The organism is Pseudomonas sp. GCM10022186, from assembly GCF_042656385.1.
In the GTDB taxonomy this organism is placed as follows: Bacteria; Pseudomonadota; Gammaproteobacteria; order Pseudomonadales; family Pseudomonadaceae; genus Metapseudomonas.
In genome coordinates this window covers 19,625-35,787 of sequence record NZ_JBHSOU010000070.1, presented here as the reverse complement: position 1 = coordinate 35,787, position 16,163 = coordinate 19,625, and the positions used below count along the sequence as shown (strand labels likewise).

At 58.9% G+C, this 16,163-nt stretch carries 18 protein-coding genes, 3 tRNA genes and 1 pseudogene; 7 read left to right on the top strand and 15 right to left on the bottom strand.

The genetic code is table 11. The features are described 5' to 3' along the window. Positions 1 to 59: 59 nt before the first annotated feature. Entirely contained in the window at positions 60 to 371 is a 312-nt protein-coding gene (locus ACFPU0_RS25595) for a hypothetical protein (protein ID WP_377696100.1), read from the bottom strand. Between the two features lie 955 nt (positions 372 to 1,326). Between ACFPU0_RS25595 and ACFPU0_RS25590 the strand changes: the two genes are divergently transcribed. The 4 genes from ACFPU0_RS25590 to ACFPU0_RS25575 all read left to right on the top strand — a co-directional run bounded on the left by ACFPU0_RS25590 (position 1,327) and on the right by ACFPU0_RS25575 (position 4,194). Beyond that, positions 1,327 to 1,866, top strand: a complete 540-nt coding sequence (locus ACFPU0_RS25590; protein ID WP_377696099.1) for a hypothetical protein — start codon at positions 1,327 to 1,329, stop codon at positions 1,864 to 1,866. Positions 1,867 to 1,911: 45 nt separating this feature from the next. Continuing rightward, positions 1,912 to 2,358: a hypothetical protein gene (locus ACFPU0_RS25585; protein WP_377696098.1), complete on the top strand. Its 447-nt coding sequence runs from the start codon at positions 1,912 to 1,914 to the stop codon at positions 2,356 to 2,358. Position 2,359: 1 nt separating this feature from the next. Next, positions 2,360 to 3,403, top strand: coding sequence for a serine/threonine-protein kinase (locus ACFPU0_RS25580; RefSeq protein WP_377696097.1), 1,044 nt, complete (start codon positions 2,360 to 2,362; stop codon positions 3,401 to 3,403). A 302-nt stretch (positions 3,404 to 3,705) separates the two neighbouring features. Next, positions 3,706 to 4,194, top strand: coding sequence for a hypothetical protein (locus tag ACFPU0_RS25575; RefSeq protein WP_377696096.1), 489 nt, complete (start codon positions 3,706 to 3,708; stop codon positions 4,192 to 4,194). Between the two features lie 633 nt (positions 4,195 to 4,827). Here the strand turns inward: ACFPU0_RS25575 and ACFPU0_RS25570 are convergent. The 7 genes and pseudogenes from ACFPU0_RS25570 to ACFPU0_RS25540 form a co-directional block, all read right to left on the bottom strand. Next, the gene (locus ACFPU0_RS25570) at positions 4,828 to 5,139 is read right to left on the bottom strand and encodes an HNH endonuclease (RefSeq protein ID WP_377696095.1); all 312 of its coding nucleotides are present in this window, start codon (positions 5,137 to 5,139) and stop codon (positions 4,828 to 4,830) included. Positions 5,140 to 5,452: 313 nt separating this feature from the next. Continuing rightward, positions 5,453 to 5,782, bottom strand: a complete 330-nt coding sequence (locus ACFPU0_RS25565) for a hypothetical protein (RefSeq protein ID WP_377696094.1) — start codon at positions 5,780 to 5,782, stop codon at positions 5,453 to 5,455. Continuing rightward, on the bottom strand, positions 5,782 to 6,444 hold the full coding sequence (locus ACFPU0_RS25560; protein ID WP_377696093.1) for a hypothetical protein: 663 nt from the start codon (positions 6,442 to 6,444) through the stop codon (positions 5,782 to 5,784). The genes ACFPU0_RS25565 and ACFPU0_RS25560 overlap by 1 nt, the downstream gene beginning before the upstream one ends. 45 nt (positions 6,445 to 6,489) lie before the next feature. Then, complete coding sequence (locus ACFPU0_RS25555) at positions 6,490 to 7,254, bottom strand: phage major capsid protein (protein ID WP_377696248.1); 765 nt, start codon at positions 7,252 to 7,254, stop codon at positions 6,490 to 6,492. Next, a pseudogene (locus ACFPU0_RS25550) lies at positions 7,203 to 7,724 on the bottom strand (DUF3631 domain-containing protein); the annotation flags it as partial. The gene ACFPU0_RS25555 and the pseudogene ACFPU0_RS25550, both read right to left, overlap by 52 nt. Before the next feature lie 289 nt (positions 7,725 to 8,013). Then, complete coding sequence (locus ACFPU0_RS25545; protein WP_377696092.1) at positions 8,014 to 9,327, bottom strand: tyrosine-type recombinase/integrase; 1,314 nt, start codon at positions 9,325 to 9,327, stop codon at positions 8,014 to 8,016. A gap of 160 nt (positions 9,328 to 9,487) precedes the next feature. Beyond that, positions 9,488 to 9,573 (bottom strand) — tRNA-Leu (locus ACFPU0_RS25540). A 270-nt stretch (positions 9,574 to 9,843) separates the two neighbouring features. On the opposite strand from ACFPU0_RS25540, the gene ACFPU0_RS25535 reads away from it, so the two are divergent. After that, the gene (locus tag ACFPU0_RS25535) at positions 9,844 to 10,071 is read left to right on the top strand and encodes a hypothetical protein (protein ID WP_377696091.1); all 228 of its coding nucleotides are present in this window, start codon (positions 9,844 to 9,846) and stop codon (positions 10,069 to 10,071) included. Positions 10,072 to 10,241: 170 nt separating this feature from the next. Here ACFPU0_RS25535 and ACFPU0_RS25530 read toward each other — a convergent pair whose 3' ends face one another. Next, the gene (locus ACFPU0_RS25530; protein WP_377696090.1) at positions 10,242 to 10,496 is read right to left on the bottom strand and encodes a hypothetical protein; all 255 of its coding nucleotides are present in this window, start codon (positions 10,494 to 10,496) and stop codon (positions 10,242 to 10,244) included. Positions 10,497 to 10,780: 284 nt separating this feature from the next. Between ACFPU0_RS25530 and ACFPU0_RS25525 the strand changes: the two genes are divergently transcribed. Next, on the top strand, positions 10,781 to 11,140 hold the full coding sequence (locus tag ACFPU0_RS25525; RefSeq protein ID WP_377696089.1) for a hypothetical protein: 360 nt from the start codon (positions 10,781 to 10,783) through the stop codon (positions 11,138 to 11,140). A gap of 111 nt (positions 11,141 to 11,251) precedes the next feature. Here ACFPU0_RS25525 and ACFPU0_RS25520 read toward each other — a convergent pair whose 3' ends face one another. Both ACFPU0_RS25520 and ACFPU0_RS25515 read right to left on the bottom strand, forming a co-directional pair. Further along, on the bottom strand, positions 11,252 to 11,950 hold the full coding sequence (locus ACFPU0_RS25520; RefSeq protein ID WP_377696088.1) for a hypothetical protein: 699 nt from the start codon (positions 11,948 to 11,950) through the stop codon (positions 11,252 to 11,254). Positions 11,951 to 12,070: 120 nt separating this feature from the next. Then, the gene (locus ACFPU0_RS25515) at positions 12,071 to 12,283 is read right to left on the bottom strand and encodes a BPSL0761 family protein (RefSeq protein WP_377696087.1); all 213 of its coding nucleotides are present in this window, start codon (positions 12,281 to 12,283) and stop codon (positions 12,071 to 12,073) included. 347 nt (positions 12,284 to 12,630) lie between these two features. Here ACFPU0_RS25515 and ACFPU0_RS25510 point away from each other — a divergent pair, with 347 nt between their 5' ends. After that, positions 12,631 to 12,918, top strand: coding sequence for a hypothetical protein (locus ACFPU0_RS25510; protein ID WP_377696086.1), 288 nt, complete (start codon positions 12,631 to 12,633; stop codon positions 12,916 to 12,918). Positions 12,919 to 13,484: 566 nt separating this feature from the next. Here ACFPU0_RS25510 and ACFPU0_RS25505 read toward each other — a convergent pair. The 4 genes from ACFPU0_RS25505 to uvrC form a co-directional block, all read right to left on the bottom strand. Further along, positions 13,485 to 13,558: transfer RNA gene (locus ACFPU0_RS25505), tRNA-Cys, on the bottom strand. A 41-nt stretch (positions 13,559 to 13,599) separates the two neighbouring features. Further along, positions 13,600 to 13,675 (bottom strand) — tRNA-Gly (locus ACFPU0_RS25500). Positions 13,676 to 13,745: 70 nt separating this feature from the next. Continuing rightward, positions 13,746 to 14,306, bottom strand: coding sequence for a CDP-diacylglycerol--glycerol-3-phosphate 3-phosphatidyltransferase (gene pgsA, locus ACFPU0_RS25495; RefSeq protein WP_377696085.1), 561 nt, complete (start codon positions 14,304 to 14,306; stop codon positions 13,746 to 13,748). A gap of 32 nt (positions 14,307 to 14,338) precedes the next feature. After that, positions 14,339 to 16,162, bottom strand: a complete 1,824-nt coding sequence (gene uvrC, locus ACFPU0_RS25490; protein WP_377696084.1) for an excinuclease ABC subunit UvrC — start codon at positions 16,160 to 16,162, stop codon at positions 14,339 to 14,341. Between the last annotated feature and the right edge of the window lies 1 nt (position 16,163).

Genomic DNA, 16,163 nt, shown 5'->3' with positions numbered 1-16,163 from the left:
TCCAAGGCTGATGGCAGGCGCGTGACGGCGCCATGACAGTACGGCGACGGCTGTCGTGGTCAGGATTCCAGCGGGAGTTCCTTGAGCTCCATTTCCACCAGCGCTTCGGTGATCTCGTAGGGAATCGGCATTCCGCTGAAGCTGGCCAGGGTTTCCCAGTTCTGATCCAGCCCCGCACCGATGGCGGCAAGATGCTCGATCATGCGCGTTCCCGCACTTTTCACCGCGGGATCCTCACTGCGCATCATCTCGAAGGACATTTCACTCACCGCCGCCGTAAGGTGCGTGAGACTCCGTGTGGTCAGGCTGAGCAAACGCACCAGCTGCTGCTCTTTCGATTCCATTCGATTCCCCTCTATCACCCGAGTCATTCAGGCTCCCCAAAAGTCGGTCGAATTGCACAACCGGCACGCTCAGGGCGCGCCGCCAATTCAGACTTAGTCCATTCGCCCAGGCGAAAGGTTCGACGCCAGCATCGGACGCGTCCCATCCATACCGCGCGTGCGACGATGATATAGGAAGGACTGTCATGCAGAAATCACCAGAAACGATCAGGCCCGCGCGAGGCGGGCCTGGAATTCGTAGTAGGTGGCCGGCGCTGGTTTCCGGCTTGCGAGGTTTATCAGGCTTCTCGCAGAAGCATGTCAACTCTTCTGCTTCACACGGCGTAAGGGCTGGATCTCATCGGGGAGATCTTTCTAACCGTGTACCCTTCGGAACGCGCCCCACGTTTCCTCACTATCCGCTTGCGCATCAGTCTGCGTATCCACCTACTGATATTCAGGTTAGCAAAGCCCTCCGCTTCCGGCAGCGCGTTTTTAGACCATTTTCTTCCGGCCGGGCGGCGAGCTGAAACGGAACGCGAAAACGACTTCAGCCTCGTTTCTTCGTACGACGAAGGCCGATCCTCGGCAACCGCGAACTTCACGTGCGACAGCCACATCGCTTCAAGGCCAGCGAGCTGGGCCATAGGCCGCTGCTACTCATCTGAAACGACTCGAGGAAAGTTGCGTAACACGCTGATTTTGAATGGTGCCGGAGCGGGACTCGAAGCAAACCAATGAAAGCCCCGTAAAATCTGGATTCTTAGCCTTTCATCCAGCAGCCGTATACCAAAACGTATACCTAAATCCGAAAGCACTCCTGCGGAGCCCTGAAACAGGGGGATTTAGTCCTATAGTCACAGCCCCCTGCAACGGCGGGTTTCGGGGGGACAGAAAACACCTAAATCTCCGTCTAATGTAATGATGCGACGCAAGCCAGACGATTCGACCAGTAGATCTCCCACGATTCGCCTATAGCCCGAGCCGATTCGGTGGTGGCAGAATGCCGCGAATTTTCGACAAGGAGGTCGCCGTGCGCGCCGTTTCCCTCGCTCTGCTTTCCCTAGCTGCCACCCTGACCCTCGCCGGTTGCTCCATCCGAGTTGCGGATCTGACGGTGGCCAGTACCAAGAACTTCAACATGAACTCCAACGCGCTGGAAACGGGTCGGCGTGTCGAAGGGAAGGACCAGGTGGCCGTGGTGCTGTTCCCCCTGGGCCAGCCCAACATGAAGGAAGCGATTGACCGCGCCGTTGAAAAAGAGCGCTGCGCCGTTGGCCTTTCCAACGTTGTGATCAACCAAGAAGCCTTCGTATTTCTGGTCGGTTACGTCGCCGTGAACGTGGAAGGCAACCTGATCCTTGATCGCGCGCTGCCAGGCTGCGGTGGCTATGCCTCCGAGGGCTACCAGCCGGCCCCTGCCCCGGTGCAGACATCGCCCTATCGCGCCAAGGAAGCCCAGTTGCAGCAACTGGAGCAGCAGCAGGGCACCCTGAGCTACGAGGAGTACCAGCGGCGGTATCGGGAGATTGTGGGGCATTGAGCTAGACGGGCACCGAAAATCCAAAATTTCACGCAAGGATTGAGAATGAGGAAGATAGGAATTCGAGCCGCACCAAGGTCTATCACATTTGCCATATTGGATACCGACCAAAATGCAGTTCTTAACATCGAAGAGCTAAAGGTACCTGCGGCATTTGAGACGCCAGACGCACTGAAGTACATCCGCTCTAACCTATTAGACATTCTCAGAGAATATGAGATTGAACGAGCTGGCGTCCGAGTAACTGAACCGAATGCACAATCGATGAACATCGAACGCATTCAGATTGAAGGTGTGATTCAGGAAGCCTTCGCAAGCTCGGAACTCCAATCCTACTACGTAGGCCAAATCTCATCGATCTCAAAACGGCTAGGCTACGAACGTACACGATTCAAGCCGCTGGTAGCCGGCGAGGACGATCCCGGCATAGAGAACTGGAATTCACTAAGCAAGGAGGCACGGGAAGCAATCCTGTGCGCGATGGGAGCCTGAAATGCTTAAGCCCTACCAGAAGGCAGAGCTGACGTTCGACGTAATCAGGGAAATCGGACAAGATGGCCGAAACTCTAAGACCTTCGTAACTCGCGACCATCAACTAAACGCAGAAATTGTCACCAAGCAAATTCGCAAAGGAACTTTAAGTTCTCCAGATGATTTTTTCACAGAGTCCCAGGCTCTGTACGCCAGCGCGCATCCGAATGTAGTGCAAATCCACTATGCATGCTTCGACACCGACCATGTATACGTAGCAATGCCATACTACCAAAGAGGCTCCGTTAAGGACTTAATGACCCAGGGCTATCTGACTGTTCGACAGATAATCACCCTAGGCACTCAAACTCTTAGCGGCCTTCATAACATACATTCAAAAAACCTTATTCACTTCGACGTTAAACCTGACAACATTCTGCTTTCACCGCGCGGGGAAGCCCTTATCTCCGATTTTGGCCAAGCGAAGCAGATGAATTATTCAGGCGTTGCCGCTCAGGACAGGCATTATGGAAAAATGATTCCGCCAGAGGCGATGCAAACAGATCACTTTGATCGGACATTCGACATCTATCAATTTGGCCTGACCTTGTATCGAATGTGCAATGGGAACGATCACTTTTACGCACAACTCCAAAAATATGGAGCCCCGAGCAACTTCGACCGTGACGCGTACCGATACGACGTCCGTAATGGCAGGTTTCCGGACCGATCTTCATTTTTGCCGCACATTCCGTCTACCTTACGAAATGTGATCAAAAAATGTCTCTCTGTAGATCCGACGCAGCGATACCAGTCTGCCATCGAAGTGGCCAATGCGATGGCGGGTATTGATGGAAGCTGCCTAGACTGGCAATTCGTGCCACAGGCAGACACAATGACCTGGACAAAGAGCGACAACGGGATAGCCTACGAGCTAAGCGTCAATGCAGACCGGAGTTCTGTCTGCTACAAGACTGTAAATGGTGGCACGAAGCGGCGTGTGGGTGATGCTTGCAAGGCGAGGATCACCGATCAGGAGTTGAGAAAACTTTTCGCGAGCTACTGATTATGAAATTAAGAAACCGTCCAGAGAACTACGTGAAACGATCTGATCTTCCCGGACGGTCTTCCTATGCCTTGAAGGCGAAGGACGCGATAGAGAGAAAGCCAAAAGAGCGCGATTTCTCTAAGGTAGAAATCGACGCCGGTTTCTATTTTACGTTTCAAGCGGAAGCATCCAAGAGCAGCTGACTTTTGCTCGCGTCAACCAAGCCCCGCCACCAGCGGGGCTTTTCGTTTCTGAACTCCCTTCCCTCTTACTCCCCCGCCGGATAGCATTGCGCCATCTGCTTGCAGTGGAACCAAGGAATGGCTCGCTTCTCCCTCTCGCAGGAACTCTCCCGCATCCTTCTTCGGCTCGCCCTTGGCCTCGGTTTTGGGTTGCTGATGTGGTTCATTACGGCCCAGGTCATCACCCACACCCTCAAAAACATGCAGGATGAGATGCTGGCGAACAATCGTGCCGCTCAAGCGAAGGCCCAGACGCAGTTGCGAGAAGTGCAGGCTCAGCAAGAAGCCCGACGACTGCAGCGCCAACATCAGCAAACGATGTCCGAGCAGGAAGCGCGCAGGCAGTCAGCAATAGACGCACAGCGGGCAGTCGAGGCGCAGCGCGCCCGGGTAGATCAGCAGCGACAGAGGGATGCGGCCTGGGAGAGCTTCTACAAGCCAATGCGTGGCTGCGACAACTGGCAAAGTGACTCTCACATGGTCGAGTGCCAGAACCACAAACTGCACGCCAAGCGTGAGTTCGAGCAGAAGTGGGCTGCTGGTGAATTCAACCAACCCAAGGGGTGAGCATGCTTGATGCTCTGATCGATTTATTCGTCAATGACCTGTGCTATCGCCTCGGACACCGAATACTCAGAGCTCTGTCACGCGGTCGATTCCCTGGCCGGAGCAGCTCTGGTTCGGATTGTGCCTCGCGACCGGCAGCGCAGCGAACATTGCTGCTCTAGCGTTGGGGATCTATCTCGTATCGAGACTGCACTAAGTAGCCCTGCCACCGAGCGGTGTATCCACCTCCGGGACCTGGCCAGCTACCTGGACGATCTGCGCGCTGCGGCAGTGAAAGAGCTGAATCAACTGCGACGTCGGTAAGGTTTACTGGCAAAGCTCCTGGATTTGAAAAGTTAACAGCCTTTAACAAATCAGCAAATGCGTTAAGCCCTAGAGCCGCAAGGGTTCCAGGGTATTTGATGAATTCATTTGCTGATTAACAGGGTGTTAACCGGAGGCTGTAGAGGGGATTTTTTCTGCGAATGGGTTGGCGGGGGGTTTCCCAAGGGAAGGGGTTTGGAATATCCGACTACCCCCCCCCCCCCGGGCCTGGACTGAGATTTCAGGAAAATTCTTCGGATTAATGATCGACGAGTTTGGCGGGCGGTCAGCAAGGGGCGACCGGCAAGGTTCACCCCACGCCCCCATAACTCATACCCCACGGAGATCGCTCGCCGTCTTCTTGGCGTGACAACCATCAAGGCCAGAGCACAGCACCTGGCAGTTGTCTTCGGTGTCCGATCCGCCCAGGAACAGGGGGATCTTGTGGTCCAGCTCGAAGCCGGCCGGGAAGTCGCAGAGCTTCCCACACTCTGCGCAGTGGGGGTTACGGGCCCAGACCTTCAGGCGTCTGTCCTGGAGCTTCCTGCCGGTGATCCTGCGTTCGGCCACGGTGGGCAGTGGCTGGATACGTGTCTGCTTCACTTCACCCACACGGGGCTTCAGCGTCTGGAGCCTGGCCATCAGTACACCTTTTCGTTTCTGGTCCGTGTTTTGTCCGCTTCGCACGCGGACAGATTGTGGAACTGGATGGCCTGGAGCCGGGGCCCGGGCATTTCTGCATATACTTCAATCAGATAAAATTTATTCGTCCGCAGGCCACGCCGCACTAGGCTTGGAGTCGATTTTCAGAAAACGCAGTTTCGGGTGTTTTCGGGAATTGGTGTCCGCCCGAATGGCGCTTTTTTATCTACCTCATTTAGAAAGTTAAATTTCGGCTGAAAACCGCGCGGCACTAAGCTTTAATGCCTTTCTAGGAAAACACTATTTCGATGATTTAGCGGTGCTTCTCCACCAGCAAGTCCAAGATGATGTCCTTTGCGATTCCTATCCTGCTATCGCAGTACCGTTCGTAGCCCTCGGCCATGGTGTGAAGCGCTTCTTTCATTGCGGCCTGCTGAGCCTCAGAGAGCGGCTCATCGCACTTCATCTGGAAGTCGATCGCCTGGTCCGAGAAGAGCTCTGCGTGATAACCCTTGAACTCAGCCAGGACTTTCTCTGCGGCGGCGGCGGCAACGCCTTTCGCAGCGATCTGTTCCCGCCAGAATTGCTCCCACTTCCTCCAGGTTCTGGCGTGGCTGGCGGGAAATTTCATGATCTCTGCCATTAGTCGTACCTCCCAGCAGAGCGAAAGGCTCGGACGGTGTCTCTGTAGGTTTGAGCGCTTGCCGCCCTTGCTTCCTTCGCGTTGGTGATGTTGGGTTGATTGATGGTGATGTTGTTGACTGTGCGACGGCCTCCGCCGTTGGCGGCGATGTCGGCCTGTACCCGGTCCAATGTGCTATCCAGTTTGGCGCTGGTTTCCGCAGTGGTGACCCGCTCGCCCTTCTTCAGGTTCCAGGTGCCATCCTCGGGGATAGACATGATCCCGTCGTGCGCTTGGCCCGCGATGGTCTGCGCGCCAATGAGCGCGGCAGACGCATAGCCCATGCCACGAATGACTTGGGCATACACAGCGCCAGCCTGGGGGCCGAGACCGATAGGCGGAGGTGCAAGGGCGGCAGTAGCAGCAGTCTCGGTGTTGATAATGGTCTGAGCGATAGCCATCGCCTGCTGGGCCGCAAAGGCCGCCTTGTACAGGCCGGACTGCTCCCCGTAGAACGTTTTGGCCAGGTTGGCCAGGTTGCCGAACAGGTTGCCGGCGGCGGCCAATGATGCCGTTTGGCGGGCGTTCTCCAGGTCAGCCAGCGCCTGCTCATGCTGATCCTTGAGCTCCAGTTCCTTGGCGTCCCATTCCTCGTTGAGTTCGGCCTTGTCCTTGCGGCTCACCGATTCGTTTCACCAGGTCTTCGGCACGGTCTTGGGTGGCAGTCATCACGCACCCCACTGAACGCCGGACAGCCAGGCGACGGAGCCTGCGCGCGCGACTTCCCAGTTCAGGAAGCGTTCGGCCAAGGCAGCGGTCAGGTTGTTCTGCCAGAGGGAGAGGAAATGCTGACCATCGGGTCCGCCAGATATCCCAATGGTGGAGAGCATGGAATGCTTGATCTGAACACCTTCATCGGTGAGCAGAATTCCAGCTGGATCGATCAACGCCACTATTGCGCCGTTGGAGTCGACCGGCACTGAATCGCTGGTTACCACCGGCACACCGAAAAGGTCGCCACCGCGTACCGTCAGGCCGGTTTCACCGAGCGCTGCCTGCATGAGCGACAAGGACAGGGCGGTCTCCGGGTGCATCGCTATCACAGCAGTTTCAAGCGAGCCATCAAAGGCTGCGAAGAGGGCCCTGATGTCTGCCCGCACGGCGTCGGCATCGGTGCCCGATGACGGCACGGGCGTCACACCATTGGTGACCGATGCCGGGGATTGATTGGGAATTCCGCCGTTACTGGGATCGAGGAAAGAAATCCCCTCGAGAGCGGCAATGGGGGTCACCAGGTCGTTGGTCACTGCCGATTCGAAGGCAGCGCCCTGCCCGTCCAGGAGTTCCTGGGTCAGTACCAGCAGGCCGGTGATTTTCTTGGAGTCGAGGCGCTTCCGCTCGAAGGCGGTATGCGTGGCAACCTTCTGCGCCCCCTCGGAAGTCCAGTAAGCAACCTGGCGACCGCGAAACCATGACGGGCCGACTTGGGCCAGTGGCTACCCGCCAGATCGGCGATGGCCAGCAGCGGCTCCCAAGCATCGTTGGCGCGGTCGTTCAGACCCGTGATCGGGGTGGGCCTGGCCTTGCCGATGGCCTCGGCACTGTCCTGGGCGAAGCGGGCCAGACGGGAGCGCAGCTTTTCCCAGAGCGCCGGATCGGAGTGGCGCAGGCTCTCCACGCTCTCCCCTGGGGTACGCCGGCGCAGGCGCAGTGGCACGCTGCGGTCGGCCAGGGTGTCGGCGATCTTGCCAATACCACACAGGGCCTTGGCGCCCCAGACGTTGAACGGGGTGGGCAGGTGATCGTCACCGACGCAGCGGATCACGATGGCGCTGTCCCGGGTGAAGCCAGCATTGAGGATGCCGCGGGCGTCCTCATGCGCGGCCAGGAACCCGCTTGGTGACCAGGTAGGGATGCTCGGGATCGGCGCGACGGGCATCACGCCAGAGGCGGTTGTACTCCGAAAGCCTCATCCAGAGTAGCAACGCGATGAAATCGCCACATTCCGAAGCTGGCAAGGTATGCGCTAGCTACCCAATCCGGCATCGGAAGCAAGTGGACCGCACACAGGCGCATTGCTTCTAGGAGGTTGGTGTTATCTCCTCCTTCGAACCCTGTTCGATACGCCTCCATCATCAGTGTCCATGCCTGCCAGCGTTGAAACGGGCTATGCGGACCGTCGTCACCAGCCGCGCAAGCCTGCTCGCGCGACCAATCCGGGTCAAAATCGTGGAAAGGTGATTGCGCTGAAATCATGCCCGCTTGATCTCCACTACGTTGGTGCTTTCCGCCCCCTGATGAGCGAAATCGTAGGGCGTAACGTGTTTCTGCCGGTTGGCATCCAGATAATCCGCCCACCACTGGACCATGAGCCGGCGCTCTTCCAGGTGTTCGGCCTTGTGGATGTAGGCCGCCCGCACGCTGTTGCGCTCCTGGTGGCTCATCTGCCGCTCCACCGCCTCCCGACTCCACAGTCCGGACTCCACCAGGGCGGAACAGGCCATTGTGCGGAAGCCGTGCCCGCAGACCTCGGTCTTGGTGTCGTAGCCCAGACGCCGTAGGGCAGCGTTGACGGTGTTCTCACTCATCGGCTTGTGGTGGTAGTGGTCGCCGGGGAACACCAGCTCGAAGCGCCCCGACAGCATGTGCACCTGGCCCAGCAACCCGAGGGCCTGACGGCTCAACGGAACCAGGTGCGGGGTGCGCATCTTGGCGCCGCGCTCGGAGTGCTTCACTCCCTCGATAGCATCGCGCTCGCCCGGGATCGTCCAGAGGCTGCGCTCCATGTCGATCTCTCCCCAGCGGGCGAAGCGCAGCTCACTGGAGCGAATGAACACCAGCAGCGTCAGTGAGACCGCCAGGCGGGTCAGGGGACGTCCCTTGTAGACCTCGAGGCGCTGCAACAGCTCGGGCAGGCGCTCCAGCGGCAGCGCCGGGCGGTGCTGGGTCTTGCGGGTGGCGGTGGTGCCCACCAGGTCGTTGGCCGGATTGGTCTCGAGGTGCCCATGCTGCACGGCGAAGCGCATCACGCCGCTGATGTATTGGCGCAGGCGACTGGCGAGATCCAGGTGGTCGTTCTTTTCCGCGCTCTTCAGGGGCACCAGCAGGTCACGCACCTTCAAATCGGCGACACTCCGATCACCCAGCGTCGGAAACAGGTGTTGCTCCATCCTCGTCAGGATCTTCGCTGCGTGGTCCTTCGACCACTTGCGCGCGCCCGCGGCATGCCACTCAAGCCCGATCGCCTTGAACGTGTTGGTCGCGGCGGCCAGCACCTCGGCCTTCTCGCGCTTGGCGTGCTCGATGGGGTCTATCCCATGAGCCAGCAGCTCCAGGGCCTCGGCGCGCCGGTTGCGGGCGGACTTGAGCCCCAGGGCCGGATAGCTGCCGAATGTCGCCAAACCGCCCTTCCCGTTCGGCCGGGTGTACTTGAAGCGCCAGACCTTGCTGCCATTGGCCTTCACCAGCAGGAACAGGCCCTGGCCATCGAACAGGGTGTAATCCTTCTCGCGCGGCCTGGCGGCCTCGCATTTGGTATCCGAGAGCGGGGTTACGGTACGCGCCATGGGTATACGACTCCTTGCCGAACCGGCGTATACCTATACGTATACCTAAAATGGGTATATGTGTGGAAGCATGAGGAAACGTACAGGCACAAAAAACCGGCCAAGATGGCCAGTTTTTCTGGGTTTCAGACTCATATGGAGACATCTGAAACCATCTCAATGGTGCCCGGAGCGGGACTCGAACCCGCAAGCCCAAAGGGCGAAGCATTTTAAGTGCTCTGCGTATACCGATTTCGCCATCCGGGCTGGAGGGGTACTGAGGCAAGGCGCTGATTTAAGCCCAAATAAAATTCCGAATCAATCACTTACGCACGCAAGGCTGGCAATGTGAAGCCACCGCCCAGGCCGAAATCATCCAGGGAACCGGGAGCTTCGTTTTTCCGGGGGCTCGGAGCAGCGGTCGAGGACGCGTTGCACAAACGACTTGGCACCGAGAAGCGCGGCAGCGCCGTGTACCGCTACTTTGATGGCGCTGGGCTACGCTTCTGCCAAGGCTGACTGCACAAGGAGGATGCAATGCCCGGCAGGGATCCGCTTACAGCCGCCATCTACCGGATCAGCGAGAATCAGAATGCACTTGGCTGCGCGATTGCCGAGCTGGCCAAATGGGCAGACTCCTGCGGCAACCCCGAGGTAGCCGAGAAAACCCGATACCATCTGCAGACGCTGCTGGACAATTCAGACGCCATTTCCAAGGCGATCAACGAGCTCCACGCAGCCAGAGCCGAGCACAAGAACAAATGATACCGGCACTTTCCACAGGGCCATTGGCCCAGAAGCCTGCCAACCCCTGGCTGCCACAACAGGGTTACCACTCCGGGCAACGCTTCCAGGAAGTCGACGCGTTCTCTTTGCACCTGCTCTTTTGCAGAACAAGGAACCTTTTTGCGGACGCTTAACCTCTTTTTACCGATTCAACCAGTAGCCCATCCCGCCCCGCATCCCTTCCGGGCTCCGATCGCGGCGGGGCAATCACTCGCGTCGGCAGCGAAAGCCGCGTAGGCACTCAGCGCCATGCGCTCAGCGAGAATGAGCTGCTCGAACTTCGCCATCTGGTCATCCGACCAGGGGACTGCCGCTTCTTCCAGGAAGGCCACTATGGCGATGTGCGAAGCCGCTACGTCGAGCGAGAGCTGATGCAGCTCTGCCCAGTGCGTCGGTTCGGTCACTGATCGCTCCCGGTGCATCGCGCTTTCAGATGCACCTGATTAGGGTCTCAACAGCGCCAGGCGGCTGGCGGATTTGTGGTGAGCTGCAGATATATTTCCTGTCCGGAACCGGAGATCGCCCTGCCGAGCCATTTCCGAAGCGCCAGCATCCCTTGTCGTCATCCGCCAGCGACCAGCCTATACAACCCAGCGGCCGCCTTACCCAAACAAACGGTAATGCCGGGTAGCCGCAGTCAATCTACCGTTACCGAGTAACAATCTTCAGTAGGCGACATAGCGAAGTTATGGCTTGGCAACAATGTTCAGTGTGTCATGGCAGCAGCATCAATCTGAAAAATGGGCAGAAGGTCGAGTGCCGCCATTGCCAAGGCCTGGGCCGGGTGTATGTGAACACTTCGAAGCCGGTTGAAAGCGGATTTTTTCCCTTTCTGACAACCCTGCAGGTATTGGTGGCCCTGGCCGCTGGATACCTGGCTACGAATATCGACAAGCAGTGGGTCCTGACGCACAAGCTGATACTCGACGTCCTGGTGGCCGGCGCGGTCTATTGGGCGCTTACGCTCAAGACAATCCGGGCGCTGATGCTATGGGGGATCGCTGCAGTGATCCTTTATCAGGCGTACCAGGTCTGGATGCTCCGCTGAATCCTCACTGGTTGCTTCGAATTGACTCGCAGGCACAGAGTCGCTGAAGGAGATCACCACGCCGTGGCACGATGCCGAGACACGTCACGATTCCCTGTCACAGATCGGCCTCTACCGGACCTTCCGCAGCGTACCTTTGAAGCTGATTCCGGGACCGGAAGTACTACTTCCAGACACCTGCGCCGCTCCATTGGCGGTGAGGTTCATGGTGTAGGTGTAGTTCCCTCCATCCTGGCCGATGAAGGTGTAGACCAAGGTTCTGCCGTTTATACGCATGCTCGTGAACTCAACCGGGCCGCTTTCCATGTCGGCACGCCCAGTCAAATGCCCGCCTGTGGACCGGATGTAAATGGTCGCGTCATCTGAAAACAGCATCCATCGAAGCGTGCCCTGCCAAGTCCCAAGGAATCGAGCGGTATTCTCGTCAACGGCCACTTGGCCAGGAGAAGACTGCCCCCCACCGGCAGCGGCAGCTGAAGCGGCACAGACCTCACATTTCACTTCCGAGAAGCTCTTCATGGAGATAGGTGACGTGCCAAACGCGCTGTCTTCCACCGAGTTCGTGTTTGCCAGGACATTGAAGTACGGCGTACCGTCGATGTAGTAGGACACTTTCGAGCACGTCGCCGTGGTCGAAGTAATCGAGAAGTTGGCCGAGTAGGACGGTGCAGCCCCCGTCAGTGATTTCATCTTGATCGACGCAGCGCACCGCCCAATGATCTTGCTGCAGTCGCACATAGGCTCAGCTTGCACGGCAATGCCAATCAGCCCCAAAGCACCGCCCACCAGGGCCTTCTGAATTCGGTCCATGTAATCAGATCCCTCCCCGGATCAGTCGCCCGAATTCTAGTGGCTCCGTGGCCTTTCGCCTTCATTCGTTTGAATGAATCCCCCGCCAGCCGCACCAGAGGTACAGCATCGCTTGACCGGTCACAGGTCTGTGCACGTTGTATCTACCACCAGTTTCCCCGTGTCAGGAGTGTCGGGGAAGATTGGGTGGACCTTCTGGGAGTACAGATAGTGCCTCAGCAAGCGATCCGCCTCTTGGCGGATCTCTTTCGGCAGTTCGGCGTTACGGGATAGCCCAACCAGTAAGTCCCAAGTCTGGTAGACCGATTGAATTCGCTGATTCGAGAGAGTCATACAGTGTCCTAACGTTCGATTGAATGGTTCGCGCCCATGGATGAGTTCCACGGGGAGGTCAATGTATTGAATCTGGGCAAGGCCAAATATCGCCGTTCACGGGAACCTGGTGTGGCGATTGCGGCCAAGCGCTTGTAGTGGATCGGCTACGGGTAGAAACACCGATCGAGCGCCCGGGGTGAGCTGCGGCAATGCTGGAACGGGCACGCGCCAGTACGGTGACAGGCTCCTGGTGCCCTGCTACGGCTCCGGATCCGAGCTCACTGGCCGCAGCCTGGACTGGAAAATAACCTGATCGCGTCCGGAGGCAGGGTGTCTACCGACTAAGTCCACCTCCGGAGAGCATCATGAAAAAGCCTACTCAACAGGACGCACCCGGCCTGACAATGGCTAAAGAGGTCGTCACCAGCGAAGGCGTGTGCCCCGACGATATACCCGCGATGCTCGACGCTCTGATTGACGAAGGGATCAACTCACCCCTTGGGCGCCCGGCACTGGACGAGCTCTTCGACTTGGCTAGCGAACTTAGGAAGTCCGGCGCCAGCACTTCCGAGGAGCTGCATAAGACGGACTTTGACCGGGGCCTGGGGTTCGCCTTGACCATGGTGCTAGCGCGAATCAAGACACTGCAGTGAATACCCTCCCCGTCCTCGCTGGCCGGGGAGAAGTCTCAGGGCTTTCTGCGATTCGGCCAGCCGTCGCATATCAGACGCTGGCCCATTTCCGAGGCGCAGACCGGGTGGAGATACAGTGATCGCCCAACGCCTGGCGCGTCATACCCATCGAAACGAACTGCCGAGTGATCAATCGGTTCGCAGCAGCTGAAGCAAGTCAGGTTCTCAGGCTGCCGGTGGGGGTGGAGGCCTTCCTTGAAATTAGGGTGAAACGTCACGGCATGCTCCTGTGCTTCGTTCTTATAGGTAACTGGCCAGCATCCTTGCACAAGGTGAGGGCCGGGGTCGATCGATGCTGTGGAACCGCTGGGATAAGACGCACGCCACCGCCGCCAGGAAAGCGACCGAGGCTGGCGACCTCGACCTGGCTCAACGGACCAGGCAGTTCCAGTTTCGCAACAGGCGAGATCGTCGAACCGACCAGGTGACCACGGGTTGGGGACACGATCCGAAAAGTTGCGGAAATCGCACTTTCCAGAGCGCATGAAAAAAGCCCCGTAGGCTTTTGATCTACGGGGCTTTTTAGATGGAGGCCGAAGTCGGAATCGAACCGGCGTACACGGATTTGCAATCCGCTGCATGACCACTCTGCCATCCGGCCTAAACGATGACGCCGCTTGAGGCGGCGTCATCGCGTGAAACTGGAGCGGGAAACGAGACTCGAACTCGCGACCCCGACCTTGGCAAGGTCGTGCTCTACCAACTGAGCTATTCCCGCTTTGTCTTGGTGACGGGCGCCATTCTATAGGAACATGAACAGCCGTCAACCCCTTGATTCAAAAAAACTTTTATTTTTCCTTCGGGTCAGCGCTGAGGTGCGGCCAGGCTGCCAGCAGGTAATGCAGCATCGACCAGAGCGTCAGGGCCGCCGCCAGGATCAGCAGGAAATAGCCAATGGCCACCCAGAAGGTGAACAAGGGTGGGTTGGCCAACAGAATCACCAGCGCAACCATCTGCGCCGCAGTCTTCCACTTGCCGAGGTTGGACACCGCCACATGGGCTCGAGCGCCCAGCTCCGCCATCCATTCGCGCAACGCCGAGACCACGATCTCACGGCCGATGATGGTGGCCGCGGGCAACGTGAGCCACAGGTTGTGGTGCTCTTCCACCAGCAGCACCAGCGCCACGGCGACCATCAGCTTGTCCGCCACCGGGTCGAGGAAGGCGCCGAAAGGCGTGCTCTGCTGCCAGCGCCGGGCAAGGTAGCCATCGAACCAGTCGGTGATCGCCGCAATGGCAAAGACCGCACTGGCTGCCAGATAACTCCAGGAGAACGGCAGATAGAACAGCAGGATGAAGACAGGGATGAGCAGTACGCGCAGAACGGTGAGCAGATTAGGAATATTCATCGTTACGGCTGGTTCCAAAGGAAGGCCGCATTCTACTCGCTGTGCAGGGCGGCATAAATCGACTCAGCGAGCTTTTTGCTGATGCCGGGGGCCTTGGCGATCTCCTCGATGCTCGCGCGATTGAGTTCCTGCAGCCCGCCGAAATGCTTGAGCAACTCGCGACGACGCTTGGGCCCCACACCGGCAACATCTTCCAGGCTCGAGGTCCGCCGTGCCTTGCCACGCCGCGCCCGGTGTCCGGTAATGGCGAAGCGGTGCGCCTCGTCGCGGATCTGCTGGATCAGGTGCAACGCGGGGGAGTCCGCCGGCAAGGTGAACTCATGGGACGCGTCGTTCAGGTAGAGGGTCTCGAAACCCGGCTTGCGGGTGACGCCCTTGGCCACGCCGAGCAGGATCAGCTCGGGCACAGCCAGCTCCTGCAGCACTTCCTGGGCCATGGCCAACTGCCCCTTGCCACCGTCCACCAGGAGTACGTCGGGCAGCTTGCCCTCCCCCTCCTTCAGCTTGCTGAAGCGACGGGACAACGCCTGGTGCATGGCCGCATAGTCGTCGCCTGCGGTGATGCCCTCGATGTTGTAACGGCGGTAGTCCGACTTCAACGGCCCTTCCGGGCCGAACACCACGCATGAAGCGACCGTGGCCTCTCCGCTGGAGTGGCTGATGTCGTAGCACTCCAGCCGCTGTGGCGCCTCGTCCAGGCCGAGGGCCTCGGCCAGCGCCTCGAAGCGCGCCGCCGTGTGTTGGCGGTTGGCCAGGCGCGCTGCCAGGGCCTGCTCGGCATTGGTAACGGCGAGCTGCTGCCAGCGCGCGCGGGTACCCCGCACCCGGTGGCTTATGTCCAGCTCCCGCCCGCGAAACTCCGCCAAGGCCGAAATCAGTGTGGGAAAATCTTCGTGGATCGTGTTGACGATCAGCTCGCCAGGCAAATCGCGCTCATGGTTGCCCAGGTAGTACTGGCCAATGAAAGCCACCAGCACTTCACCCGCTTCTTCCTCGATGGCCACTTGCGGGAAAAAGTTCTTGCTGCCCAGCACGCGTCCGCCACGGACACTGATCAGATGAACACAGGCGCCGCCCGGCGTGGCAATGGCGGCGACCACGTCGATATCGCCGGTACCACCCTCCATGCTCTGCTGGTCCTGGACCCGGCGCAGGATAGCGATCTGGTCACGCAATTCCGCGGCCCGCTCGAAATCCAGACGCTGCGCGGCCTCTTCCATGCCGGTGGAAAGCTCCTGCGTCAGCGCATTGCTGCGCCCCTCGAGGAACATCACCGAGTGACGCACGTCCTCGGCGTATTCGCCGGGCTCCACGAGCCCCACGCAGGGTGCCTTGCAGCGCTTGATCTGATACTGCAGACAGGGCCGCGTGCGGTTCTTGTAGTAGCTGTCCTCGCACTGGCGAACCAGGAAGGCCTTCTGCAGCAGGTTCAGGCTTTCCCGTATGGCGCCAGCGCTGGGATAGGGTCCGAAATAACGCCCCTTCTGCTTCTTGGCGCCGCGATGAATGCTCAGACGCGGAAAATCGCCATCGCTGAGGTGCACATATGGGTAGGACTTGTCGTCCCGCAGCAGGATGTTGTAAGGCGGCCGCCATTCCTTGATCAGCGTCTGCTCGAGCAGCAGGGCTTCGGTCTCGTTGGCGGTGATGGTGGTCTCGACCTGGGCAATCCTCGCCACCAGGGCTGCGGTCTTCGGCGCCAGGCCGGTCTTGCGGAAGTAACTGGCCAGGCGCTTCTTCAGGTTCTTCGCCTTGCCCACATAAAGCAGCTTGCCGTCCGCACCGAGCATCCGGTACACGCCCGGACGACCGCTGCAGGCAGCAAGAAAAGCACTCGCATCGAAGGTGTCGGACATC